This window comes from Streptomyces sp. ID05-39B (assembly GCF_033794725.1).
GTDB lineage: Bacteria > Actinomycetota > Actinomycetes > Streptomycetales > Streptomycetaceae > Streptomyces > Streptomyces bobili.
Map to the genome: position 1 here is coordinate 1 of NZ_JARGEF010000084.1, position 23,518 is coordinate 23,518.

Below are 23,518 nucleotides of genomic sequence, written 5' to 3' on the forward strand. Positions count from 1 at the left end.
CATGTCGAGCTGCTGGAGATAGGCGGTGAACTTCGACAGGTAGTGGCTGTACGGCAGCACCGCGTGCGACTGGGCGTCGTGGAAGTTGCCGTACCAGATACCCAACAGGCCCAGCAGCAGCGGGGCGTTGGCCTCGGCGGGCGCGGTGCGGAAGTGCTCGTCGACGAGGTGGAAGCCGTCGAGCATCTCGCGGAAACGGTCCGCACCGATGGCGATCATCAGCGAGAGGCCGATCGCCGAGTCGAACGAGTAGCGGCCCCCCACCCAGTCCCAGAACGCGAACATGTTGGCCGTGTCGATGCCGAAGCCGGCGACCTTCCCGGCGTTCGTCGACAGCGCGACGAAGTGCTTCGCGACCGCCTTCTCGTCCCCGCCCACACCGTCCAGCAGCCAGGTGCGGGCCGACGTCGCGTTGGTGATCGTCTCGATGGTGGTGAACGTCTTGGAGGCGACGATGAACAGCGTCTCGGCCGGGTCCAGGTCCCGGGTCGCCTCGTGCAGGTCGGCACCGTCCACGTTCGACACGAAGCGGAACGTCAGCGAACGGTCGGTGAACGCCCGCAGCGCCTCGTACGCCATCGCCGGGCCGAGGTCGGAGCCGCCGATACCGATGTTGACGACGTTGCGGATGCGCCTGCCGGTGTGGCCGGTCCACTCGCCCGAGCGGACCCGCCCGGCGAAGTCGGCCATCCGGTCCAGGACGGCGTGCACTGCGGGGACGACGTTCTCGCCATCGACCTCGATCACCGCCTCGCGCGGAGCACGCAGCGCGGTGTGCAGGACGGCACGGTCCTCGGTGACGTTGACCCGCTCACCGCGCAGCATCGCGTCCCGCAGCCCGGACACACCGGCGGCGGCGGCCAGCTCCCGCAGGAGCCGCAGCGTCTCGTCGGTGACGAGCTGCTTGGAGTAGTCGATGTGCAGGTCACCGACCCGCAGTGTGTATCCGCTGCCCCGCCCGGGGTCACCGGCGAACAGCTCACGCAGCTGCACCTCGCCGAGTTCCTCACGGTGCTTGGCCAGAGCGGTCCACTCGGGCGTCTGGTTGAGCCTCGTACGGCCGTCTGCGTTCATGTCGGACCCAGCCCTCTTTTCTCACCTGTCCGTGCCGCGCGTCTTGTCCCGCTGGCGGTCCCAACCTAATTGATCAGGGCGGAACACGAGCTGTCGTAGGACCGGCCCACGGTGCAACAACAGATACGTCCGCGCGGCCCGGAGGTATCAGCGCGAGGACGACATGACGGAGAAAGTGAGGCGCCGCGCAAGGTGGCGCAGGCAGCACGGAAGACCCACGCGGCGGCGGCCCGCCACCCGTGCGCGGTACAGATGCGGCCAAGTGCCTGTGAGCACCTGGCCGTGGTCAACTCCTAGATCTCGCCCCGCAGTTTGGCGAGGGCTTCGGCGAGGATCGCCTCACCGTCCGCGTCGCTGCGTCGCTCCCGCACATAGGCGAGGTGCGTCTTGTAGGGCTCGGTGCGCGGCGGGGCCGGGGGGTTGTCCCGGTCCTGGCCGGCCGGGAAGCCACAGCGCGGGCAGTCCCAGGTATCGGGAACCTGCGCGTCGCTGGCGAAGCTGGGCTGCGTCTCGTGCCCGTTGGAGCACCAGAAGGAGATGCGCAGACGCGGCGCGGACTCACCGCGCTCGGCCTCGCCCATCGGCCCCGCCCCGACCCGGCTTCCCCGGATCGCGTTGCCACTTGCCACGGTCGTAACTCCCTGCGTGATGGTGCCGCGAAGCGAGTCGGCGTTTCGCTTCGCTGCGAGCGCCTCAGTCTACGTAAGGCCCAACGCGCGTCCAGTGATTGGAGCTACATCCCCCCACACGTAGACGCAAGCCCCATGATAGGCCGCGCTCAGCTGCGCGTACCGAACATGGGGCGTTACGACGGAATGTGTGCCTGCGGGAGGCTGATCAGCTGCTGGTCTTCATCAAAAGGCCGAGAACGATGATGCTCGCGAACCAGAGCAGACCGACCACCACGGTGATGCGGTCGAGGTTGCGCTCGGCGACCGAGGAGCCGCCGACGGAGGACTGCATGCCGCCACCGAACATGTCGGAGAGACCGCCGCCCTTCCCCTTGTGCATCAGCACCAGCAGCATCAGCAGCAGGCTGAAGACGATCAGGGCGATCGAGAACCCCAAAACCACGGCTGGACCAACTTCCTCGGATTCGGATAACGACGGGGGCACAGCTTCTGCGCTGTGCCCCCGCAAGGGTACGACGGATCGCCGCTACCGCATACTCACAGCCCGGTCACTGATCGCGGAAGCGCACGATCTTGACGAACTCCTCGTGGTCCAGCGAGGCGCCGCCGACCAGCGCGCCGTCGATGTCGGCCTGCGCCATGATCTCGGCGACGTTGCCCGACTTCACGGAGCCGCCGTACTGGATGCGGATCTTGTCGGCCACGTCCTGGGAGTACAGCTCGGCGAGCTTCCCGCGGATGGCGGCGCAGACTTCCTGGGCGTCGTCGGCGCCGCAGACCTTGCCGGTGCCGATGGCCCACACCGGCTCGTAGGCGATCACGATGGTCTCGGCCTGCTCGGCCGGGATGTCCAGGAGACCGCCCTCGACCTGGGCGAGGGTGTGCGAGACGTGGTTGCCCGCCTCGCGGACGTCCAGCTCCTCGCCGACGCACAGAATCGGGGTGAGGCCGTGCTTGTAGGCGGCCCTGACCTTGGCGTTCACCAGCTCGTCGGTCTCGCCGTGGTACTGACGGCGCTCGGAGTGGCCGATCGCGACGTAGGTGCAGCGCAGCTTGGCGAGCATCGGGCCGGAGATCTCGCCGGTGTAGGCGCCGCCGTCGTGCGCGGAGATGTCCTGGGCGCCGTACTTGATCTTGAGCTTGTCGTGCTCGACCAGCGTCTGCACGGAGCGCAGGTCGGTGAAGGGCGGCAGGACGGCGACCTCGACGGCCTCGTAGTCCTTGTCGGCCAGGGCGAAGGCGAGCTTCTGGGTGTGGGCGATGGCCTCGAGGTGGTTGAGGTTCATCTTCCAGTTGCCCGCCATCAGCGGCGTACGGGTGCTCATGCGGGGTCAGTCCTCCAGTGCGGCGAGGCCGGGGAGCGTCTTGCCCTCGAGGTATTCGAGGGAGGCGCCGCCGCCGGTCGAGATGTGGCCGAATGCGTTCTCGTCGAAGCCCAGCAGGCGGACGGCCGCGGCGGAGTCGCCACCGCCGACGACCGTGAAGGCCGGGGAGTCGAGGAGGGCCTGGGCGACCGCCCTGGTGCCCTCGGCGTAGTCGGGGTGCTCGAAGACGCCCATCGGGCCGTTCCAGAAGACGGTGGCGGCGTCGGCGAGCTTCGAGGCGTACAGCTTGCGGGTCTCGGGGCCGATGTCCAGACCCAGCTGGTCGGCGGGGATGGCGTCCGCGGCGACGGTGTTGGGGTTCCCCGGCGCCTTGGTCTTCAGGTCGGGGAACTCGGTGGAGGTCAGGACGTCGACGGGGAGGACCAGCTCGACGCCGCTCTTCTCCGCCCGCGCGATGTACTCCTGGACGACCGGGATCTGGTCCTCCTGGAGCAGGGATGCGCCGACCTCGTACCCCTTGGCCTTGAGGAAGGTGAACACCATGCCGCCGCCGATGAGGAGGCGGTCCGCCTTGCCGAGCAGCTGGTCGATGACGGCGAGCTTGTCGGAGACCTTGGAACCGCCGAGGGCGACGACGTAGGGACGCTTGACGTCCTCGGTGAGCTTCTTCAGTACGCCGACCTCGGTGGCGATGAGGTGGCCGGCGGCGTGCGGCAGCCGGGCCGGGAGGTCGAAGACCGACGCGTGCTTACGGTGCACGGCGCCGAAGCCGTCGCCCACGTACACGTCGGCGAGTTGGGCCAGCCGGTCGGCGAAGGCGCCGCGCTCGGCGTCGTCCTTGGCCGTCTCGCCCGCGTTGAAGCGCAGGTTCTCGATGACGGCGACCTGGCCGTCGGCGAGGCCCGCGACGGTGGAGCGGGCGGAGTCGCCGACCGTGTCGGTCGCGAACGCCACGTCGGCGCCGAGGAGTTCACCCATGCGGGCGGCGGCCGGGGCGAGCGAGAAGGCCGGGTCGGGGGCGCCCTTGGGGCGGCCCAGGTGTGAGGCGACGACCACCTTGGCGCCCGCGTCCGCGAGCGCCTTGACGGTGGGGAGCACGGCTCGGATACGGCCGTCGTCGGTGATGGTGGTGCCGTCCAGCGGCACGTTGAGGTCGGCGCGGACGAAGACCCGCTTGCCGGCCACGCCTTCGGTGAGGAGTTCGTCGATCGTCTTCATATAAGGGGCTCCCGGGAGGGCTCGTGTTGCTCCGTGATCGTAGACAGGGCCGATCCGCACGTGAGTCAGGGCCCGGCGGCGCGTCCCCGCGCCGTCCGGGCCCTGCCTTCACATCGGGTTGCTCCGTCGATCAGAGCTGGTTGCCGACGAAGACCGTCAGGTCGACGAGGCGGTTGGAGTAACCCCACTCGTTGTCGTACCAGCCGAGGATCTTCACCGAGTTGCCCTCCTGGACCATGGTCAGGGAGGAGTCGAAGGTGCAGGAGGCCGGGTCGCCGACGATGTCCGAGGAGACGATCGGGTCCTCGGTGTAGGTGAGGTAGCCCTTGAGGTCGCCGTCGTCGGCGGCCTTCTTGAACGCGGCGTTGACCTCGTCCTTGGTGACCTCGCGCTGGAGGGTCACGACCAGGTCGGTGGCCGAGCCGGTCGGGACCGGGACGCGCATCGCGATGCCGTCGAGCTTGCCCTTGAGCTGGGGCAGGACCAGGGCGGTGGCCTTGGCGGCACCCGTCGTGGTCGGGATGATGTTCTCGGCGGCGGCGCGGGCGCGGCGCAGGTCCGAGTGCGGGAAGTCCAGGATGCGCTGGTCGTTGGTGTACGCGTGGACCGTCGTCATCAGACCCTTGACGATGCCGAAGTTCTCGTCGAGGACCTTGGCCATCGGCGCCACACAGTTGGTGGTGCAGGAGGCGTTGGAGATGACGTGGTGGTTGGCCGCGTCGTACTTGTCCTGGTTGACGCCCATCACGATGGTGATGTCCTCGTCCTTGGCCGGAGCCGAGATGAGGACCTTCTTGGCGCCGCCGGCGATGTGCTTCGCGGCGTCGGCCTTCTTCGTGAAGATGCCCGTCGACTCGATCACGATGTCGACGCCGAGGTCGCCCCACGGGATGTCCGCGGGGTTGCGCTCGGACAGGACCTTGATGGTGTGGCCGTCGACGGTGATCGTGTCGGCGGTGTGCGACACCTCGGCCTTCAGTCGGCCCAGGATGGTGTCGTACTTGAGCAGGTGAGCGGTTGTCGCGGTGTCACCCAGGTCGTTGACAGCCACGATCTCGATGTCAGCACCCTGCTCCAGCAGCGCGCGGAAGTAGTTACGACCGATGCGGCCAAAGCCGTTGATGCCTACGCGGATCGTCACGAACCGATCTCCTCGTTGGTACGCCGGCCACGAGGTGCCGGCGAGCTGTATTTGGGATGTCCCCGACCACCCACGACCCTACCTCTCCGGGACCGCCGGGGTGACATCGAGTCGGCCCATACACGGCAGTGCGGCCCGTACCCACCAGTAGGGGTACGGACCGCCCCGCCATGAAGTGCTGATCAGGCCCGATCAGCAGATTTCGATCACGCGGTGTCGTGTTGGCCCGAACCCAGCGTGTCGTCCGGTGCCCGGTCGGGGTCAGTCGTCAAGTGAGTCGAGGGCCCTTCCGATGAGCGCGGTGCGGTCGGCCGCGGCGGCGACGTGTTCCAGGCCGAAGCCGAGCAGCACGGTGTCGTCCGTGGTGACCGCACCGTAGGTCTGGAACAGGGTGCCGGTGCGCGCCCAGTCCTTCAGGACGGCCGGGCTGCCCGGGGGCGGTCCGGCGACCTGCCAGGCGCCGAGGGAGGTCTCGAAGCCCTCCGTCTGCGTGGCGGTGCCGCCGACGACGAGCGAGGCCTCGTCGGCGAGGACGCCGTGCCCGCCGCTGCCCGGGTCGGTGACATAGCTGAGCGAGACCTCGACGGACCTGCCGGCGTAGGCGCTCAGGTCGAAGTTCACCTGCTGCCAGCCGCTGGAGGCCCCGGTGAGGGCGTTCCACGAGCCGGTGGTGCCGGTCGCGGTGCACTCGGCCGAGGTCAGGGTCAGGTAGCGGCGGAGCTGCGGGTGCTCCCCGATGTAGAAGCCGGCGCCGCATTCGGCGGGTACGGCGGTACCGGTGGCGCCGCCGGCCTCGGGCAGCGTCGTCCAGTCGTCGGCCCCGACGGTGTGGATCTCGACCAGCGCGTTGTCGTAGCCCGGTTCGGTGTCCCACAGCAGCTGGGTGCGCAGGGCGGGCCGGTCGGCGGCGGTGACCCCGGTGAGGTCGATGGTGCGCGTGAGGCGCTTGTAGGCGTCGTCGGTGTGCACGGCCGCCGCCATGGACGCGCCCGCGTAGGGCCCGTACGGGTTGACGGTCCCGGCGAACCGTCCCGCGCCCGCGCTCGCGAACTGCGGATGCGTCGCGGCGGGCAGTTCGTCGGAGGTGACGCCGTAGGTGCCGGCCCGGTCCAGCGGGTTGCCGGGGGCGCCGGCGAGCAGGCCGGTGTACCCGTCGAGCGCGCCGGAGCCGGTGAAGCCGGTGGCGCCGGGGGTGGACGTACGGGAGTAGGCGCCCAGGTAGTACTGGCTGAAGTCGTTGGACGGTGTGCCGTCGCCGAGATCGACGTTGCCGCCGGCCAGTTCCCCGGCCTCGATGAGCTTGCCGCCTTCGTTGAGGAAGGCGCGCAGTTCCAGCTGGGTCGGGTTGCCGGGGACGCTCGCGCCCGTGTAGTGGACGACCGTGCCGAAGTGGTCCAGCACGCCGAGCGCGTCGGGCGGGCCCTGCGCGGCGACGTCCCAGACGATCGCCTTGCGGCCGTTGGCCTTCAGCGCGTCGACGTAGGTCTGCGCCTGCGTGGCGGTCGCGCCCTCCTCGGCCACGACGAGGGTGTCGGCCCGCGGCCGCTCGGCGACCGTGTAGGTGAAGTGCGAGCTGGAGACCTTCTTGCCGCCGCTCGTCTCGCCGCTGAACCACACCTCGACCGTGTCGCCGGGTTCGCCGTCCCGGACCTTCGCCCGGTACTCGTCGTAGAAGAGGTTGTCCTCGCCGCCGAAGGTCTCGCCGCCCTTCCAGGGCCTGAGCGCCTGGTCGTGGGTACGGCCGCCGTTGACGCGGTACTTGAGCTCCTTGTCGCGGACCGCCTTGCGTACGACGACGGAGACCTCCTGGTCGGCGCCGCGCGCGTACGACGTCGTGAAGGCGGCCGGGGTGAAGTCGGCGGCGTTCAGGCCGACCGAGGACTTCGGCCGGTCGGGGCGGGCGGCGCTCTCGGCGACGGACAGGGCGAACGGGACGTTCTTCTCGAACTCCTGCTGGATCAGCTTCTCGTCGTCCGGGAAGTTGAACACCGACTGGCAGTCGGCGGCGTTCCACTGGTCGTCCGGGGAGAGGTTCGAGACCGTCTGGCAGGTCGACATCTCGGGGGTGAACATCGCCGTGCCGTTGACGTTGGAGGCGTGGCCGTCGGCCTCGCCGTTGGTGGTGTACAGCTCCGAGGAGACCTGCGGGTGGTAGCCGGGGACCGCGGAGTTGTCCGGGGTGCCGGCGAGTGCCTTCAGGGCGACGTCGTCGGGGGTGTCCGTGGCGACCTGCCAGCCGACGCCGTAGAGGAGGAGTTCGGCCGCGGAGTGGTAGTTGATGCCGTAGGTGAAGCCGATGCGCCTCTCGAAGGCGTCCAGCGCCCTGGTCTCGGGCTCGGAGTTCGGGCCCGCGCCGCGGTAGGTCTGGCTGGTGGGATTGGGGGACGAACCCTCGTCGTCGTAGCCCCACTTGTAGGCGAAGTTGCGGTTGAGGTCGACGCCGTCGCCGGTGCGGATCTCGCCGTCGGCGTTGACGTCCCGCAGGTTCTTGCGCCACAGGCGGTTCGCGGAGTCCTGGAAGGTGTAGTCGTAGCCGTCGGGGTTGGCCGACAGGACGAACCACAGTTCGGTCGAGTCGACCAGCTTCTTGACGCGCTGGTCGGTCTTGTAGCTGTCGAGGTAGTGGTGCATCAGCCGCCGGGTCATCTCGGGGGTGATCCACTCGCGCGCGTGCTGGTTGGACACGTACAGCACCGAGGGCTTGGAGCCGTCCTTGGACTTCTTGGCGTTCTTGGTGAGCTTGAGCGCGAGGATGTCCTGGCCCTTGACCGTCTTGCCGATGGAGACGGCCTTGGTGAGGCCGGGGTTCTCCTGGGCGGTCCGCAGGATCTCCTCCTTGAGGCCTCCGCTGCCGCTGTACGGCCGGAACACCCCGTCGGCGGCGGCCTCCACGCGTTTCTCGGCCCTGGCCGAGAGGGTGTGCTCGGTGAGCGGGACGCCCTGCTTCTCCAGCTTCTTCGCCTGGTCGTCGGTGAGGTACACCTCGACGGTGGCGGTGCCCTGTTCGGGCGCCTGCTCACTGAGTTCGTGGCCGTCCTGGCCGGCCGCCAGCAGCAGGGGTACCTGCTTCTTGGTGACCTCGGCACGAAAGACCTTGACCTCGTCCGCGTCGGATGTGCCGGACGTGCCGGAGGAACCTGCGGACTGTGCCTGGGCGATGGGCGCGATGCTCGCTCCGCCGATCAGGAGCGCGCCGACAGCGAGGATCGATCTCGCTCTTCGTCTCATGAACCCCCCTTGCGTGAGTCCGCCACAGCAGCGAACACAGTCAGGCTCATGACTGTTCATGATCGAGTCAAGGGTGCGTCAAGAAGGTGTCGCCGGACGGAAGTTGCCCTCGGCAGGGGGGTTCGGGGAGTGAGAACGCCGGTACCGACGGCCCTTCGGGGGGTGTCGGCACCGGCGTGTCGCCGAACCGTCGGGCGCCGGTGGGGCGCCCGGTCGTGCTCCGGTGTCCTGCTCCGGTGTCCTGCTCCGGTGCGGCTCTCAGCCCACCAGGTTGTCGGCGAGGTCCTCGCTGAGATTGGCGTCCGTGCCCGGGATGCCGAGGTCCGAGGCCCGCTTGTCGGCCATCGCGAGCAGCCGGCGGATCCGGCCGGCGACCGCGTCCTTGGTCAGTGGCGGGTCGGCGAGCGCGCCCAACTCCTCCAGGGAGGCCTGTTTGTGGTCCATGCGCAGCCGGCCGGCCGCCGCGAGGTGCTCGGGCACCTCCTCGCCGAGGATCTCCAGGGCCCGCTGGACGCGGGCACCGGCGGCGACGGCGGCACGGGCCGAGCGGCGCAGGTTGGCGTCGTCGAAGTTGGCGAGCCGGTTCGCCGTGGCGCGCACCTCGCGGCGCATCCTGCGCTCCTCCCAGGCCAGCACCGACTCATGGGCGCCGAGGCGGGTGAGCAGCGCGCCGATGGCGTCGCCGTCGCGGACCACGACCCGGTCGACCCCGCGGACCTCGCGGGCCTTCGCGGCGATCGACAGCCGGCGGGCTGCGCCGACCAGCGCGAGCGCGGCCTCAGGTCCCGGGCAGGTGACCTCCAGGGAGGAGGACCGGCCGGGCTCGGTGAGCGAGCCGTGCGCCAGGAAGGCCCCGCGCCAAGCCGCCTCCGCGTCACAGGTGGCGCCGGACACCACCTGCGGGGGCAGCCCGCGGATGGGGCGCCCACGACCGTCCACCAGACCGGTCTGGCGGGCCAGCTGGTCGCCGCCCGCGACCACCCGTACGACGTAACGCGAGCCGCGGCGCAGACCGCCGGGCGCCATCACGATCAGCTCCGAGCTGTGGCCGAAGATCTCCAGAATGTCCCGCTTGAGCCGGCGGGCCGCCATCGCCGTGTCCAGCTCCGCCTCGATCACAATGCGCCCGCTCACCAGGTGCAGGCCGCCGGCGAACCGCAGAACGGCGGAGACCTCCGCCTTTCTGCAGCAGGTCCGGGTGACGGGGAGCCGGGAGATCTCGTCCTTCACCGCTGCCGTCATCGCCATGGGCCGATCCTTCCATGCATCCGAAAAATACGGTCGTACGCGGCGGCCAACAGCTCCGGGTCGTGCCTCGGGGTCCCATCGGGCCGGGCCACCGGCGCCAGCTCGACCGCGGCCCCGAACCGTTTGGCGGCATCGGTCAGCAAGTCGCGGTCGGGCACGGCGGCCTCGTCGGCCAGCACCACGTCCAGGGCGAGTTTAGGGGCGTGTCGTCCCAAAACCTCCAAATGACGCTGCGGGGAGAACCCCTCGGTTTCTCCTGGTTGCGGCGCGAGGTTGAGGGAGAGTACCCGGCGGGCCTTCGTCTCGGTGAGCGCGTCCAGCAGTTCGGGCACCAGCAGATGCGGGATGACCGACGAGAACCAGGAGCCGGGGCCGAGCACCACCCAGTCCGCGTCGAGGACGGCCGCCACCGCCTCCGGGACGGCCGGCGGGTCGGGCGGCACCAGGTGCACGGACTGCACCTCGCCGGTGGTGAGCGCGACGGTCGCCTGCCCACGCACGGTGTCGACGTCCTCGGGTCGGGCCGGATCGTGCCCCTTGACCAGCGCCTGGAGTTCCAGCGGTACGGCGGACATGGGCAGCACGCGTCCGTGCGCGCCGAGCAGCTTGCCGATCAGGTCCAGGGCCTGGACATGGTCGCCGAGCTGCTCCCACAGAGCGACGATCAGCAGATTGCCGACCGCGTGGCCGTTGATCTCGCCCTGCGACTGGAAGCGGTGCTGGATGACACGGGCCCAGGTCTGGCCCCAGTCGTCGTCGCCGCACAGGGCGGCCAGGGCCTTGCGCAGGTCGCCGGGCGGCAGGACGCCCAGCTCGTCGCGCAGGCGCCCGCTGGAACCGCCGTCGTCGGCCACGGTGACGACACCGGTGAGGTCGCCGGTGATCCGGCGCAGTGCGGTGAGCGAGGCGGACAGGCCCATGCCGCCGCCGAGGGCGACGACCTTGGGCTGGGTGCCGCGACGGCGGGGTTTGCCGCCGCGGGCCCCGACCGGCCGGCCCGTGCGCCCTTCGGACGCCATTCTGCGCAGCCGGCCGAGCCGCGGAGTACGTCCTGTCATTCCCGTCCCATGTCCCGGTGCACGACCACCGTCTCCACGCCCTCGGCCACGAGGCGCGCGGCGAGCTTCTCCGACATCGCGACCGAGCGGTGCTTGCCGCCCGTACAGCCGACCGCGATGGTCACATAGCGCTTGCCCTCCCGCCGGTAGCCCGCGGCGACCATCTGGAGGAGTTCGGTGTACCGGTCGAGGAACTCCTTCGCGCCGGGCTGGTTGAGGACGTACGTGGAGACCTCCTCGTTCAGCCCGGTGAAGGGGCGCAGCTCCGGGACCCAGTGCGGGTTGGGCAGGAAGCGCATGTCCACGACCAGGTCGGCGTCCACGGGGAGGCCGTACTTGAAGCCGAAGGACATCACGGTGGCCCGCAGCTCGGGTTCCGAGTCGCCGGCGAACTGGGCGTCCATCTTGGCGCGCAGCTCGTGCACGTTGAGGCTGGAGGTGTCGATCACCAGGTCGGCGTCGCCGCGCAGCTCGCGCAGCAGTTCCCGCTCGGCTGCGATGCCGTCGACGATGCGGCCGTCGCCCTGGAGGGGGTGCGGGCGGCGCACCGACTCGAAGCGGCGCACCAGGGCGTCGTCGGAGGACTCCAGGAACACGATCCGCCGGGTGACGCCCTTGGTCTCCAGGTCGGCGAGGGACTCGCGGAGGTTGTCGAAGAAGCGGCGGCCACGGACGTCGACGACGACCGCGATCCGCGCCACGTTGCCCTGGGAGCGGGCGCCCAGCTCCACCATGGTGGGGATCAGCGCGGGCGGAAGGTTGTCGACGACGAACCAGCCGAGGTCCTCCAGACACTTGGCGGCCGTCGAGCGGCCGGCCCCGGACATGCCGGAGATGATCACTAGCTCGGGGATGGCCGCCTCGGGGACCCCGGGCGGCGTGACGTCGGTACTCACCTGTGCTCCGTCTTCGTGACCTGCGGTGTTCGCGGCGCTGGGGGCGTCCGCGGGGTGTTCGGGCCCGGTGGAGGCCGCGGTGGGCCGCGCTGTGGGCGTGGGTTCTCGTTCCGGTGTGGTCTGTGCGTCGTGCTCGGTCATGTCTCCTGCCCCCGTCGGTCTTCCGGGGTGCCCGCGGCCACGGGCTCCCCGGGGGAGCCCGACGTCGTGCCGGACTCCTCCTCGTCCATGATCTCTCCGGTAGCCGTGTTCACGGCGGGTGCGGGCGGAGCCGCCCGGGCGAAGGCCGCGACGATCGTCTCGGCCGTCTTGCGGCCTATGCCCGGCACCTCGCAGATCTGGTCGATCGTCGCGGAACGCAGTCGTTTCATCGAGCCGAAGTGCTTGACGAGCACCTGCTTGCGCGCGTCACCGAGTCCCGGCACGTCGTCCAGCGGGCCGGCGCGGAATCGCTTGGCCCGCTTGGTCCGCTGGTAGGTGATGGCGAAGCGGTGGGCCTCGTCACGCACCCGCTGGAGCAGGTAGAGGCCCTCGCTGGTACGGGGCAGGACGACCGGATCGTCGTCGTCCGGCAGCCAGACCTCCTCCAGGCGCTTGGCGAGGCCGCAGACGGCGATGTCGTCGATGCCCAGCTCGTCCAGCGCCCGCTTGGCCGCGGCCACCTGCGGCTGTCCGCCGTCGACGACGACGAGCTGCGGCGGGTAGGCGAACCGCTTGGGCCGGCCGTCGTCCTCGGTGAGGCTGCTGGCGATCGGGGCGTCGGCCGTGGCTCCAGCGGAGTCGGGGCTGCCGGTGTTGCCGGTGTTGCCGGTGTTGCCGGTGTTGCCGTCGACCCACTCCCCCGTCCGCTCCTTGTCGGCGAGGTAGCGCCGGAAGCGGCGGCTGATCACCTCGTGCATCGAGCGGACGTCGTCCTGACCCTCGCCGTGCCAGACCTGCGTGTCTCCGACACGGCCCTTGATCTCGAAGCGGCGGTACTCGCTCTTGCGGGCCAGTCCGTCCTCGAAGACGACCATGGAGGCCACGACGTCGTCGCCCTGGAGATGCGAGATGTCGTAGCACTCGATGCGCAGCGGAGCACTGTCCAGGTCGAGGGCCTCGGCGATCTCCTCCAGCGCGCGTGAGCGCGTGGTGAGGTCGGAGGCGCGCTTGGTCTTGTGCAGGACGAGGCTCTGCTGGGCGTTGCGCTCGACAGTCTCCATCAGCGCGCGCTTGTCTCCCCGCTGCGGGATGCGCAGCGAGACGTTGGACCCGCGGCGGGCGGTGAGCCACTCCTGGACCGGCTCCACCGGGTCGGGCAGGGCGGGGACCAGCACCTCCTTGGGTACCGCGTCGCCGGTCTCCTCGCCGTAGAGCTGCTGGAGGGCGTGCTCGACGAGGGCGCCGGTGGTGATCTCCTCGACCTTGTCGGTGACCCAGCCGCGCTGGCCGCGGACGCGTCCGCCGCGGACGTGGAAGATCTGGACGGCCGCCTCCAGCTCGTCCTCGGCGACCGCGATCAGATCGGCGTCGGTCGCGTCGGCGAGCACGACCGCGTTCTTCTCCATGGCCTTCTTCAGGGCCCCTATGTCGTCGCGCAGGCGGGCGGCCCGCTCGTACTCCATCTCCTCGGCCGCCTCCGTCATCTGCGTCTCCAGACGGCGGAGATAGGTCCCCGTGCGGCCGGTCATGAAGTCGCAGAACTCGTCCGCCAGCTCCCAGTGGTCGTCGGGCGAGATCCGGCCGACACAGGGCGCCGAGCACTTGCCGATGTAACCGAGGAGACAGGGGCGGCCGGTGCGGGAGGCGTTCTTGAAGACGCCGGCCGAGCAGGTGCGGACCGGGAAGACCCGCAGGAGCAGGTCGACGGTGTCCCGGATCGCCCACGCGTGCGCGTACGGCCCGAAGTACCGGACGCCCTTCTTCTTGTGCCCGCGCATCACCTGCACGCGCGGGAACTCCTCGTTCATCGTCACGGCGAGGTACGGGTAGCTCTTGTCGTCGCGGTACTTGACGTTGAACCGGGGGTCGTACTCCTTGATCCACGAGTACTCCAGCTGGAGCGCCTCGACCTCCGTGGACACCACCGTCCACTCCACGGACGCTGCCGTGGTGACCATGGTGCGCGTGCGCTGATGTAGGCCGGCCAGGTCCTGGAAGTAGTTCGCCAGGCGCTGGCGCAGGCTTTTCGCCTTCCCGACGTAGATCACCCGGCGGTGCTCGTCGCGGAATCGGTACACCCCGGGAGAGTCGGGGATCTGTCCCGGCTTGGGGCGGTAGCTGGAGGGGTCGGCCATGTCTCACACCCTACTGGCGCGCGGTGACAGTACGACGGGGCCGTGGACAACGGCGCCGGGGTGTCCGGGGCGGCGGAGGGGACGCGGCCAGGACTCGACGGGGACGTGACAAGGATGCGAACGGGGACGCGGGTGTGGCCCCGACTCGGCCACGGACGCACCGCGTTCCGGCGTCAACTGTTGTCGGGACTAGGTCAACACGCTTCAATGCGGGGGAACTCCGGGCGGTGAACCTCACGCCACGGATGTGAAGGCGCGGCCCCGCGTCATGGGGCGGCCCGGTCACCCGCGCGAACGGTCCGACCAGCCGTCGCGCGCATTCACAGGAAGGCCCCTGCATGCCGCACGCCCCACAGCACGCGGACGCCGTCACGCACACCGTCACGCAGGCGGACGCGGAGTCCGTCACGGAGTCCGTCTCCGGCGTCGCCGCCGCGGAACTGGACGCCGCCCTGCGGGTCGGTCCCTTCCACGTCGCCCTGCGCGCCGCGATCTCCGCCCGTGGGCTTCCGCTGCAGCGTGTCCAGCACCATCTGTCGCGGCACGGGGTCAAGGTCGGCGTCACGAGCCTGAGCTACTGGCAGCAGGGGGCCCGGCGCCCCCAGCGCCCCGAGTCGCTCAGGGCCGTACGCGCCCTGGAGGAGATCCTCCAGCTGCCGGACGAGTCCCTGATCCGGCTGCTCGCGGAGACCGACGGGAAGGCGGCCGCAGGTCAGCCGACGGGCCGTACGTACCGCTCGTTCCTGGCGGCCTCGGACGCCCTGGAGAAACTGTTCGTCGAACTGGAGTGCCCTGCGGACGACGGACTGCACACGCTCGGCCATCACGAGCGGGTCCGCATCGGGACATGCCGCGAACTGCTGGAACGCGAGTCGCAGCACATCGTGCGGGCCCACCGCGACGGCGTCGACCGGTTCGTCGCCGTCCACCACGGGGATCCCGGCTGCGTCCCGGAAGGGATGAGCGTGCGGGCCCTGGAGAACTGCCGGACCGGCCGCATCCGCCGGCACCACGACACCGGGGTCCTGGTGGCCGAGTTCCTCTTCGGCACCCGGCTGCGCGCGGGTGACACCTTCCTCTTCGGCTACGCCGTCGAGGACGGCACCGCCGGGGCCTGCCGTGAGTACGTGCGCGGCTTCGGCGCCCCGGGCGGCCAGTACGCCCTCCAGGTCCGGTTCGACGAGAACGCGGTGCCGGTGCGCTGCCACCGCTTCACCCGGCACTCCCCGGCGGCCCCGCGCGGCGGCCGTCAGGAACTCGCCGTCGGCCGGCACCGCTCGGTGCACCTCGTCGAGCCGCGGGTGCGCTCGGGCGCGGTGGGCATCGGATGGGACTGGGAGTGACCGTGCGGCCCGCTCGCGGGCGACCGCGGAACGGGCGGCGCGGCGGTGGGGTCAGGCGGCCGGCCCCGACACGATCCTGCCGTTCTCGGTCCTGACCGGGAGTGCGTTCAACGGCACGGTCGCCGGCGTCTTCAGCACCTCGCCGCTCGTGGCGTCGAACTCGCTGCCGTGGCAGGGACAGATCAGAGTCGTCCCGTCGAGCTTGTTGATGGGGCATCCCGCGTGCGTGCAGACCGAGCTGTACGCCTTCAGCTCGCCGCTCGCCGAGCGGCTGACCACCACGTTGTGGTCCCGGTAGAGCCTGGCGCCTCCCCTGGCGACCTCGCCGTCCGCGCCCAGCTCGACCGAAGCGGTCGGCGTGGCGGGCGCGGTGGTCCCGCCGGCAGGCGAACAGGCGGCCATGCCGAGCCCGGCGGCAGGCACGAGCGCCGCTCCCCGCAGGACGGTCCGACGGGTCGCTGACGGGCGGGCGGGCATGAGGATCTCCAGGGTTCGGGCGGGAGGGGGACGAGGCGCGCCCCGTGGGGACGGACGTGCCCCGTGGGGACGGACGTACGGCGCCGGTGTCGTGCGCGGGTCGCCGCCCCGCGCACGATACCGGCAGGGATCAGGCCGGACGGCGTCGGGTTGCCACGGAATGCATCGGATTGTGCCGGGGTCGCGAAGGAGCGCGCGGGGTTGTGCGGACGTGAAGGCCCGCCCCGGCGACTTCGAGAAGCCCTTGAGACGCGCGAGGCCCATGGCACCCTGGGTCACCGACAGCCGAGCGGTGGGCTCACCGAGCCACCGGAGAGAGGAACGCCCCGTGATCGTCGTCGCCGGTGAGGCCCTGATCGACCTGGTACCGAGGGGCTCGGGTGCCCTCGCGGCTCTGCGGCCGGCCCTGGGCGGCGGCCCGTTCAACACGGCCGTGGCCCTGGGCCGCCTCGGCTCCCCCACCGCCTTCTGCTCACGTATCTCCTGGGACGCCTTCGGCGAGGCGCTCCTCGACAGGCTGCGGGACTCGGGGGTGGACGTCTCGGCGGTGCAGCGCGGCCCGGAGCCGACCACCCTCGCCGTCGCCACGCTCGACGGGAACGGCTCGGCCGCCTACTCCTTCTACGTCGAGGGCACCGCCGACCGGTTGTTCACCGCGCCGGCCGGGCTGCCCGCCGGAAGCCGGGCGGTGTCCTTCGGCACCTGCTCGCTCGTCCTGGAGCCGGGCGCGAGCGCGTACGAGGAGCTGTTGCGGACGGCGGCGGGGCAGGGCGTGTTCACCGCCCTGGACCCGAACATCAGGCCCGGTCTGATCCCCGACGCCGACGCCTACCGGGCCCGCTTCAGGAGCTGGCTGCCCTCGGTGTCCCTGCTCAAGCTCTCCGAGGAGGACGCCCTCTGGCTGGGCGGCACCCCGCGCGACTGGCTGGCCGCCGGGCCCGCCGCCGTGGTGATCACACACGGGGGTGACGGGCTGACCGCCTTCACCCAGGACGGCTCCGTGTACCCGGTGCCCGGCGAGAAGGTCGACGTCGTGGACACCATCGGCGCCGGCGACACCGTGAACGCGGCGCTGCTGCACGCCCTGTCGGTCCAGGACGCCCTGTCGCCGGCGGCCGTCGCGGGCCTGGGCCACGACGGCTGGCAACGGCTGCTGCGCTTTGCGGCCCGCGCGGCGGCGGTCACCTGCTCCCGGGCCGGCGCGGAGCCGCCGTACGCCGCCGAACTCGGCGAACTCGGCGAACTCGGCGAACTCGGCGAACTCGGCGAACTGTGAACGGCGGGCGCCCCGCGGGAGGTTTCCCGCGGGGCGCCCGTCCGCCTGTGCGGCGTCCTACTTCTGTGCCGTCTTCTTCGCGGCAGCCGCCTTCTTCGTGGCCCCGGTGGCCTTCTTCGCCGCCGGGCTGTCGGCGGTCCCCTTGGTGGCCGCCTTTGCGGTGGCCGCCGTTGCGGTGACCGTCTTGCGCGCCGTCGCCTTGGCCGCGACCGCCTTCTTCGCCGCCGCCCGGCGCGGGGCCTTCACCGGCTCCGCGTCGCTGACGCGGTCGCCGAGGACCTCGCGCAGGAACTTGCCGGTGTGACTGGCCGGAATCCCGGCCACCTCCTCCGGTGTGCCCTCGGCGACGACGATGCCGCCCCCCGCGCCGCCCTCGGGGCCCATGTCGACGACCCAGTCCGCGGTCTTGATGACATCGAGGTTGTGCTCGATGACGATGACCGTGTTGCCCTTCTCCACGAGGCCGGAGAGCACCTTGAGGAGCTTGCTGATGTCCTCGAAGTGCAGACCGGTGGTCGGCTCGTCCAGGACGTAGACGGTGCGGCCGGTGGAGCGCTTCTGGAGCTCGCTGGCCAGCTTCACGCGCTGGGCCTCACCGCCGGACAGGGTGGTCGCCGCCTGCCCGAGACGGACGTAGCCGAGGCCGACGTCCTTGAGGGTGTTGAGGTGACGGGCGATCGCGGGGACGGCCGCGAAGAACTCGGTCGCCTCCTCGATCGGCATGTTCAGGACCTCGGCGATGGACTTGCCCTTGTAGTGGACCTCCAGGGTCTCCCGGTTGTAGCGGGCGCCGTGGCAGACCTCGCACGGGACGTAGACGTCCGGGAGGAAGTTCATCTCGATCTTGATGGTGCCGTCGCCCGCGCAGTTCTCGCAGCGGCCGCCCTTGACGTTGAAGGAGAAGCGGCCCGGCATGTAGCCGCGGACCTTCGCCTCGGTGGTCTCGGCGAACAGCTTGCGGACGTGGTCGAAGACGCCGGTGTAGGTCGCCGGGTTCGACCGCGGGGTGCGTCCGATGGGCGACTGGTCGACGTGGACGACCTTGTCGACGAGGTCGTCGCCGTCCACGCGCGTGTGGCGTCCCGGCACGTTCCTCGCGCCGTTCAGTTCCCGGGCCAGATGCGTGTACAGGATGTCGTTGACCAGGGTCGACTTGCCGGAGCCGGACACGCCGGTGACCGCGGTGAAGACACCCAGCGGGAAGGAGACGTCGATGTCCCGCAGGTTGTTCTCGCGGGCGCCGCGCACCGTGAGCTGCCGGGAAGGGTCGAGCGGTCGCCGGATGCCGGGCAGCGGGATCGACTTCCTGCCGGACAGGTACTGCCCGGTCTGCGACTCGTCGTTGGCCAGCAGTTCCTTCAGGGAGCCGCTGTGCACGACCTTGCCGCCGTGCTCACCGGCGCCGGGGCCGATGTCGACGATCCAGTCGGCGACCTTGATGGTGTCCTCGTCGTGCTCGACGACGATGAGCGTGTTGCCCATGTCGCGCAGCCGGACGAGGGTCTCGATCAGCCGGTGGTTGTCGCGCTGGTGCAGGCCGATGGACGGCTCGTCCAGGACGTACAGCACGCCGACGAGGCCGGAGCCGATCTGGGTGGCCAGGCGGATGCGCTGGGCCTCGCCGCCGGAGAGCGTGCCGGCGGCGCGGTTGAGCGAGAGGTAGTCCAGGCCGACGTCGACGAGGAACCGGAGTCGCTCGTTGACCTCCTTCAGGACGCGCTCGGCGATCTTCTTGTCGCGCGCGTCGAGCTTCATCGCGCCCAGGAACTCCGCGCAGTCGCTGATCGACATCGCGGCGACCTCGGCGATGGACTTCTCCATGACCGTGACCGCGAGGACGATCGGCTTGAGCCGGGTGCCCTCGCAGGTCGGGCAGGGCACCTCGCGCATGTAGCCCTCGAAGCGCTCCCGGCTGCTGTCGCTCTCGGCCTCGCTGTGCCGGCGCTTCACGAACGGAACGGCGCCCTCGAACGGCGTCGTGTACACGCGCTCGCGGCCGTACCGGTTGCGGTAGCGGACCTCGATCTGCGTCTTGTGGCCGTGCAGGAGGGCCTTCCGGGCGCGCTGCGGCAGGCCCGCGAACGGGATGTCGGTCCGGAATCCCAGCGCCTCGGCGAGGGCGCCGATCAGGCGGCCGAAGTAGTCCTTGGTGTGCCCGTGGGACCAGGGGTGGATGGCGCCCTCGTCGAGGGACTTGTCCTCGTCGGGGACGATCAGCTCGGGGTCGACCTCCATGCGCGTGCCGATGCCGGAGCAGTCGGGGCAGGCGCCGAAGGGCGAGTTGAAGGAGAAGGAGCGGGGCTCCAGCTCCTCGAAGGACAGGTCGTCGTAGGTGCAGTACAGGTGCTCGGAGTACATGCGCTCGCGCTCGGGGTCGTCCTCGGGGAGGTCGACGAAGTCGAGCACGACCATGCCGCCGGACAGTCCGAGGGCGGTCTCGACGGAGTCGGTGAGCCGACGCTTGGCGGACTCCTTCACCGTGAGGCGGTCGATGACCACCTCGATGGTGTGCTTCTCCTGCTTCTTCAGCGTGGGCGGGGTGGAGAGCTGGACGGTCTCGCCGTCCACCCGCGCGCGGCTGTAACCCTTGGTCTGGAGATCGGCGAACAGGTCGACGAACTCGCCCTTGCGCTCACGGACCAGCGGCGACAGCACCTGGAAACGGCTGCCCTCGGGCAGTTCCAGCACCCTGTCGACGATGGCCTGCGGCGACTGGCGCGAAATGGGGCGTCCGCACTCGGGACAGTGCGGCTTGCCGATGCGCGCGAAGAGCAGACGCAGGTAGTCGTAGACCTCGGTGATGGTGCCGACCGTGGAGCGCGGGTTGCGCGAGGTCGACTTCTGGTCGATGGAGACCGCGGGGGAGAGCCCCTCGATGAAGTCGACGTCCGGCTTGTCCATCTGGCCGAGGAACTGGCGGGCGTAGGAGGAGAGGGACTCGACGTAGCGCCGCTGCCCCTCGGCGAAGATCGTGTCGAAGGCCAGCGAGGACTTGCCCGACCCCGACAGGCCCGTGAAGACGATGAGCGAGTCGCGCGGCAGGTCGAGCGAGACATTCTTGAGGTTGTGCTCGCGCGCGCCACGGACGATGAGACGGTCGGCCACGCCGGTCCGCACCTTTCTTGAGAGAAGTGACAGGGGCGGGGCCCCCGTCTTTCTCAGACTAGGGGGAGCCACTGACAACGCCGGTCGGATTCACGGGTTGACAACAATCCCCTGCCATCCAGCATGCCCGACGCCGCCACCGACCTTATAGCACGTACATTCGATTCACCGGGGTTGTCGGCCACCTTCACCCGAAGGGGTGGCGGAGCTAAGGTCAGCACCATGATTGATCACGCTCATGACCTGGAGTCTGTACGTGACGCGACGGAGCGGCTGCTCACCGCAGTCGCCAAGCTGGACAACGCGTCCGTGACGCAGTCGTCACGCCTGCCCGGCTGGAGCCGCGGCCACGTCCTCGCCCATCTCGCCCGCAACGCCGACGCTCTGGTGAACGTCCTGCGGGGCCGCCCCATGTACGCCGACGCCGTCGTGCGGGACGCCGACATCGAGCGGGACGCCCCCCGCCCCCTGAACGTGCAGCTCGCGGACCTGCGGGACAGCGCCGCCCGCTTCCAGGAGGCCGGCGCCGTCCCCGCGGACTGGTCGCGCACGGTCGAACTGCGCAACGGCGTCACCGACACCGCGGCGCGGGTGCCGTTCCGGCGGTGGATCGAGGTGGAGCTGCACCACGTGGACCTCGGGATCGGCTACGAGCTGGAGGACCTGCCGGAGGAATTCGTCGTACGGGAGATCGACTTCCTGGCGGAGCGGTTCGGCGGCCACACCGATGTCGCGGCTGCACGGCTCACGGACGGCACGCGCGTGTGGCGCACCGGCCGGGAGGCGGACAGCCCCGAGGTGACCGTCACCGGTTCCGGTGCCGACCTCCTGGGCTGGCTCGCAGGGCGCCCCGAAGGCTCCCCGCCGACCGTCCACGGCGGGCCGCTCCCGGTCCTGCCCCCGCTATAGGCTGGCGGTCATGACGTACAGCGGAGAGGTGCGGGTCGGCGGCTCGGCGGACGTGCATGAGCTGAAGGACCTGATGATCACCAAGATCGCGGTCGGCCCGATGGACAACAACGCCTATCTGCTGCGTTGCCGGGCCACGGACGAGCAGCTGCTGATCGACGCGGCGAACGACGCGCGGACGCTGCTCGGCATGATCGGTGACGACGGCATCGCCTCCGTCGTCACCACTCATCGGCACGGAGATCACTGGCAGGCGCTCGCCGAAGTCGTCGCGGCCACCCGCGCGCGCACGTACGCCGGCCGGGAGGACGCCGAGGGCATTCCGGTGCCGACGGACGTCCTGGTCGACGACGGCGACGTGATCCGGGTGGGCCACGTGCCGCTCACCGCGCGCCATCTCGCCGGACACACGCCGGGCTCGATCGCCCTCGTGTACGACGACCCGCACGGGCACCCGCACGTGTTCACGGGCGACTGCCTGTTCCCGGGCGGTGTGGGCAACACCCGCAAGGACCCCGAGGCGTTCGCCCGCCTGATCCACGACGTCGAGACGAAGATCTTCGACGTGCTCCCGGACGAGACCTGGGTCTATCCGGGACACGGCAACGACACCACCCTGGGCGACCAGCGCCCGCACCTGCCGGAGTGGCACGCGCGCGGGTGGTGAAGTCCGCCCTCGCACCTGGCGTCAGGTGCGTACCTGGCCCTGGGCGCGCGCACGGCACCCTGCACCCACGGGGCGCGCACAGCCGCACGCGCTCCCCGTGTGAAAGCCGCGCACGCGCCGACAGCTCGCGCGCGCTCCCCGCGCGCCTGACGGCGCGGTCAACTGGTGGCAGCCCCGCGCGGGACGACGGCTCCGGCGCGGACGGGCCGCCGGTCTCGTTCCCCGCCCTCGACCGGCGGCCCCGGCGCGTTCTGGTCCCCCGTGTCCACAAGACCGCAACACCTGTTCCCACCATGCGGCCGCGCGACGGCGATCGCCGCGGCCTCCATTTTGGTCACCGGCGTCGTCCTCCACCTGGTCGTGGTGAGCGCGCCCGGCTGGCAGCGCACCAAGGAGACGTTCTTCGACGGGCAGTACGCGCGCGAGGCGTTTCCCAAGGTCCTCGAAGGGCTGTGGCTGAACGTAAGGCTGTTGCTCGTCTGCGGAGCCGCCGTCCTGGTGCTCGGCATGCTCATCGCCAGAGCGACGCGCCCGCGTCCCCCAACGGCTCCCCCGTGCTCGGACGGAGGCCGTCCGCAAGACCTTCGGCGACTCGGTCGTCCTGCGGGACGTCGACCTGGAGGTCGCCCCGCACACCGTGACCGCGCTGATCGGTGCCTCCGGCTCCGGCAAGTCCACGCTGCTGCGCTGCGCCAACCTGTTGGAGGACATCGACGACGGGGCGATCTGGCTGGACGGCGAGGAGATCACCGATCCGCGTACCGACCCGGACGCGGTACGGCGCCGTATCGGCGTGGTCTTCCAGGCGTACAACCTGTCCCGCACATGACGGTGCTGGAGAACATCACGCTCGCTCCTCGCCGGGTGCACGGGGTCGTCCGCGCGGAAGCCGAGGAGCACGCCAGGGGGCTGCTGGAGCGGCTCGGACTGGGCGGGAAGGCGGGCGCGTACCCCCGAGCAGGTCTTCGGCGATCCCCGGCGGGAGCGCACCCGGCGCTTCCTGCGGCGGATCGTGGAGGCGGGACGGCTCTGAGTACGCCGGTAAGGGGCGCCCCCCGGGAGGCCGGTGCTTACCGCGTGGCCGGTGCTCAGGTGCTCGCCTGGCCGGCCCCCGCCAGCGCGGCGACGCGCTCCACGGCGAACACGTAACCCTGCACTCCGCAGCCCGCGATGACACCGTCGGCGCGCAGGGAGACGTACGAGTGGTGCCGGAAGGACTCCCGCTGGTGGATGTTGGAGATGTGGACCTCCAGCACCGGAAGTCCGTCGCAGGTGTTGAGCGCGTCGAGAATCGCGATCGACGTGTGCGAGTAGGCGCCGGGGTTGATCACGACGCCGCAGTGGTTCTGCCGTGCCTCGTGGATCCAGTCCACCAGCTCGCCCTCGTGGTTGGACTGCCGGAAGTCCACCGTGCCGCCGTGCGCCGCCGCTGCCTTCGCGCAGAGTGCCTCGACGTCGGCGAGCGTGTCGGAGCCGTAGATCTCCGGCTGGCGCTGCCCCAGCAGGTTCAGATTAGGGCCGTTGAGGATCATGATGGGCGCGTTGGCCAGGGTGCGGGGCACGGGGGCTTCCTCCGGTCCGTTCGGCGTGGGGCGGCCCGTCGGACCGCTGCTCGGACCCGGTCTATCACGGCACGTGGGAGCCG

At 70.5% G+C, this 23,518-nt stretch carries 18 protein-coding genes and 2 pseudogenes; 6 read left to right on the forward strand and 14 right to left on the reverse strand.

Translation table 11 applies throughout. The features are described from left to right. From pgi to uvrC, 11 genes are all read right to left on the reverse strand, one after another. The coding region (gene pgi / locus P1P75_RS19565) for a glucose-6-phosphate isomerase (protein ID WP_319257046.1) at window positions 1–1,074 on the reverse strand (1,074 nt) is incomplete at its 3' end. A gap of 293 nt (window positions 1,075–1,367) precedes the next feature. After that, window positions 1,368–1,703 carry an RNA polymerase-binding protein RbpA gene (locus tag P1P75_RS19570; protein WP_010352468.1) on the reverse strand — a complete coding sequence of 112 codons (336 nt, stop codon included), beginning with the start codon at window positions 1,701–1,703 and terminating at the stop codon, window positions 1,368–1,370. 208 nt (window positions 1,704–1,911) lie between these two features. Next, the gene (secG, locus tag P1P75_RS19575) at window positions 1,912–2,148 is read right to left on the reverse strand and encodes a preprotein translocase subunit SecG (RefSeq protein ID WP_086767968.1); all 237 of its coding nucleotides are present in this window, start codon (window positions 2,146–2,148) and stop codon (window positions 1,912–1,914) included. A gap of 106 nt (window positions 2,149–2,254) precedes the next feature. Continuing rightward, complete coding sequence (gene tpiA, locus P1P75_RS19580) at window positions 2,255–3,031, reverse strand: triose-phosphate isomerase (RefSeq protein ID WP_319257048.1); 777 nt, start codon at window positions 3,029–3,031, stop codon at window positions 2,255–2,257. Window positions 3,032–3,037: 6 nt separating this feature from the next. Further along, window positions 3,038–4,249 carry a phosphoglycerate kinase gene (gene pgk / locus P1P75_RS19585; protein WP_319257050.1) on the reverse strand — a complete coding sequence of 404 codons (1,212 nt, stop codon included), beginning with the start codon at window positions 4,247–4,249 and terminating at the stop codon, window positions 3,038–3,040. Between the two features lie 130 nt (window positions 4,250–4,379). Next, on the reverse strand, window positions 4,380–5,390 hold the full coding sequence (gap, locus tag P1P75_RS19590; RefSeq protein WP_319257052.1) for a type I glyceraldehyde-3-phosphate dehydrogenase: 1,011 nt from the start codon (window positions 5,388–5,390) through the stop codon (window positions 4,380–4,382). Window positions 5,391–5,651: 261 nt separating this feature from the next. Further along, a complete protein-coding gene (locus P1P75_RS19595) occupies window positions 5,652–8,618 on the reverse strand; it encodes a M14 family zinc carboxypeptidase (protein ID WP_319257055.1) in 2,967 nt (988 codons plus the stop codon). Window positions 8,619–8,876: 258 nt separating this feature from the next. Continuing rightward, entirely contained in the window at window positions 8,877–9,866 is a 990-nt protein-coding gene (gene whiA / locus P1P75_RS19600; RefSeq protein WP_319257059.1) for a DNA-binding protein WhiA, read from the reverse strand. Then, window positions 9,857–10,924, reverse strand: coding sequence for a uridine diphosphate-N-acetylglucosamine-binding protein YvcK (yvcK, locus tag P1P75_RS19605; protein ID WP_319257061.1), 1,068 nt, complete (start codon window positions 10,922–10,924; stop codon window positions 9,857–9,859). Before yvcK ends, whiA begins: the two co-directional genes overlap by 10 nt. Continuing rightward, window positions 10,921–11,961, reverse strand: a complete 1,041-nt coding sequence (rapZ, locus tag P1P75_RS19610; protein WP_319257064.1) for an RNase adapter RapZ — start codon at window positions 11,959–11,961, stop codon at window positions 10,921–10,923. The genes yvcK and rapZ overlap by 4 nt, the downstream gene beginning before the upstream one ends. Next, on the reverse strand, window positions 11,958–14,096 hold the full coding sequence (uvrC, locus tag P1P75_RS19615) for an excinuclease ABC subunit UvrC (RefSeq protein ID WP_319257068.1): 2,139 nt from the start codon (window positions 14,094–14,096) through the stop codon (window positions 11,958–11,960). The genes rapZ and uvrC overlap by 4 nt, the downstream gene beginning before the upstream one ends. A gap of 338 nt (window positions 14,097–14,434) precedes the next feature. On the opposite strand from uvrC, the gene P1P75_RS19620 reads away from it, so the two are divergent. Next, window positions 14,435–15,439 (forward strand): hypothetical protein, encoded by a 1,005-nt coding sequence (locus P1P75_RS19620; RefSeq protein ID WP_319257071.1) that lies wholly within the window; start codon window positions 14,435–14,437, stop codon window positions 15,437–15,439. Window positions 15,440–15,490: 51 nt separating this feature from the next. Here P1P75_RS19620 and P1P75_RS19625 read toward each other — a convergent pair whose 3' ends face one another. Next, window positions 15,491–15,916, reverse strand: coding sequence for a Rieske 2Fe-2S domain-containing protein (locus P1P75_RS19625; RefSeq protein WP_319257075.1), 426 nt, complete (start codon window positions 15,914–15,916; stop codon window positions 15,491–15,493). 328 nt (window positions 15,917–16,244) lie between these two features. Between P1P75_RS19625 and P1P75_RS19630 the strand changes: the two genes are divergently transcribed. Next, entirely contained in the window at window positions 16,245–17,192 is a 948-nt protein-coding gene (locus P1P75_RS19630; RefSeq protein WP_319257078.1) for a carbohydrate kinase, read from the forward strand. Window positions 17,193–17,249: 57 nt separating this feature from the next. Here P1P75_RS19630 and uvrA read toward each other — a convergent pair whose 3' ends face one another. Beyond that, window positions 17,250–20,297 carry an excinuclease ABC subunit UvrA gene (gene uvrA, locus P1P75_RS19635; RefSeq protein WP_319257081.1) on the reverse strand — a complete coding sequence of 1,016 codons (3,048 nt, stop codon included), beginning with the start codon at window positions 20,295–20,297 and terminating at the stop codon, window positions 17,250–17,252. Window positions 20,298–20,519: 222 nt separating this feature from the next. Here uvrA and P1P75_RS19640 point away from each other — a divergent pair, with 222 nt between their 5' ends. The 4 genes and pseudogenes from P1P75_RS19640 (at window position 20,520) to P1P75_RS19655 (ending at window position 22,906) form a co-directional block, all read left to right on the forward strand. After that, complete coding sequence (locus P1P75_RS19640) at window positions 20,520–21,206, forward strand: maleylpyruvate isomerase family mycothiol-dependent enzyme (protein WP_319257084.1); 687 nt, start codon at window positions 20,520–20,522, stop codon at window positions 21,204–21,206. 10 nt (window positions 21,207–21,216) lie between these two features. Further along, window positions 21,217–21,873 carry an MBL fold metallo-hydrolase gene (locus P1P75_RS19645; protein WP_319257087.1) on the forward strand — a complete coding sequence of 219 codons (657 nt, stop codon included), beginning with the start codon at window positions 21,217–21,219 and terminating at the stop codon, window positions 21,871–21,873. 300 nt (window positions 21,874–22,173) lie between these two features. Further along, window positions 22,174–22,392: pseudogene (locus P1P75_RS19650) on the forward strand (amino acid ABC transporter permease); the annotation flags it as partial. An 82-nt stretch (window positions 22,393–22,474) separates the two neighbouring features. Further along, window positions 22,475–22,906 (forward strand): annotated as a pseudogene (locus P1P75_RS19655) (ATP-binding cassette domain-containing protein). Window positions 22,907–22,961: 55 nt separating this feature from the next. On the opposite strand, the gene aroQ reads toward P1P75_RS19655, so the two are convergent. Next, window positions 22,962–23,435, reverse strand: a complete 474-nt coding sequence (gene aroQ, locus P1P75_RS19660; RefSeq protein WP_319257090.1) for a type II 3-dehydroquinate dehydratase — start codon at window positions 23,433–23,435, stop codon at window positions 22,962–22,964. Window positions 23,436–23,518: the final 83 nt, after the last annotated feature.

Bases quoted from the DNA above. Each gene is read 5' to 3' on its own strand.
- tpiA (WP_319257048.1), bottom strand. From the start codon at position 3,031: ATGAGCACCCGTACGCCGCTGATGGCGGGCAACTGGAAGATGAACCTC.
- pgk (WP_319257050.1), bottom strand. From the start codon at position 4,249: ATGAAGACGATCGACGAACTCCTCACCGAAGGCGTGGCCGGCAAGCGG.
- P1P75_RS19595 (WP_319257055.1), bottom strand. From the start codon at position 8,618: ATGAGACGAAGAGCGAGATCGATCCTCGCTGTCGGCGCGCTCCTGATC.
- whiA (WP_319257059.1), bottom strand. From the start codon at position 9,866: ATGGCGATGACGGCAGCGGTGAAGGACGAGATCTCCCGGCTCCCCGTC.
- yvcK (WP_319257061.1), bottom strand. From the start codon at position 10,924: ATGACAGGACGTACTCCGCGGCTCGGCCGGCTGCGCAGAATGGCGTCC.
- rapZ (WP_319257064.1), bottom strand. From the start codon at position 11,961: ATGACCGAGCACGACGCACAGACCACACCGGAACGAGAACCCACGCCC.
- uvrC (WP_319257068.1), bottom strand. From the start codon at position 14,096: ATGGCCGACCCCTCCAGCTACCGCCCCAAGCCGGGACAGATCCCCGAC.
- P1P75_RS19620 (WP_319257071.1), top strand. From the start codon at position 14,435: ATGCCGCACGCCCCACAGCACGCGGACGCCGTCACGCACACCGTCACG.
- P1P75_RS19625 (WP_319257075.1), bottom strand. From the start codon at position 15,916: ATGCCCGCCCGCCCGTCAGCGACCCGTCGGACCGTCCTGCGGGGAGCG.
- P1P75_RS19640 (WP_319257084.1), top strand. From the start codon at position 20,520: ATGATTGATCACGCTCATGACCTGGAGTCTGTACGTGACGCGACGGAG.
- P1P75_RS19645 (WP_319257087.1), top strand. From the start codon at position 21,217: ATGACGTACAGCGGAGAGGTGCGGGTCGGCGGCTCGGCGGACGTGCAT.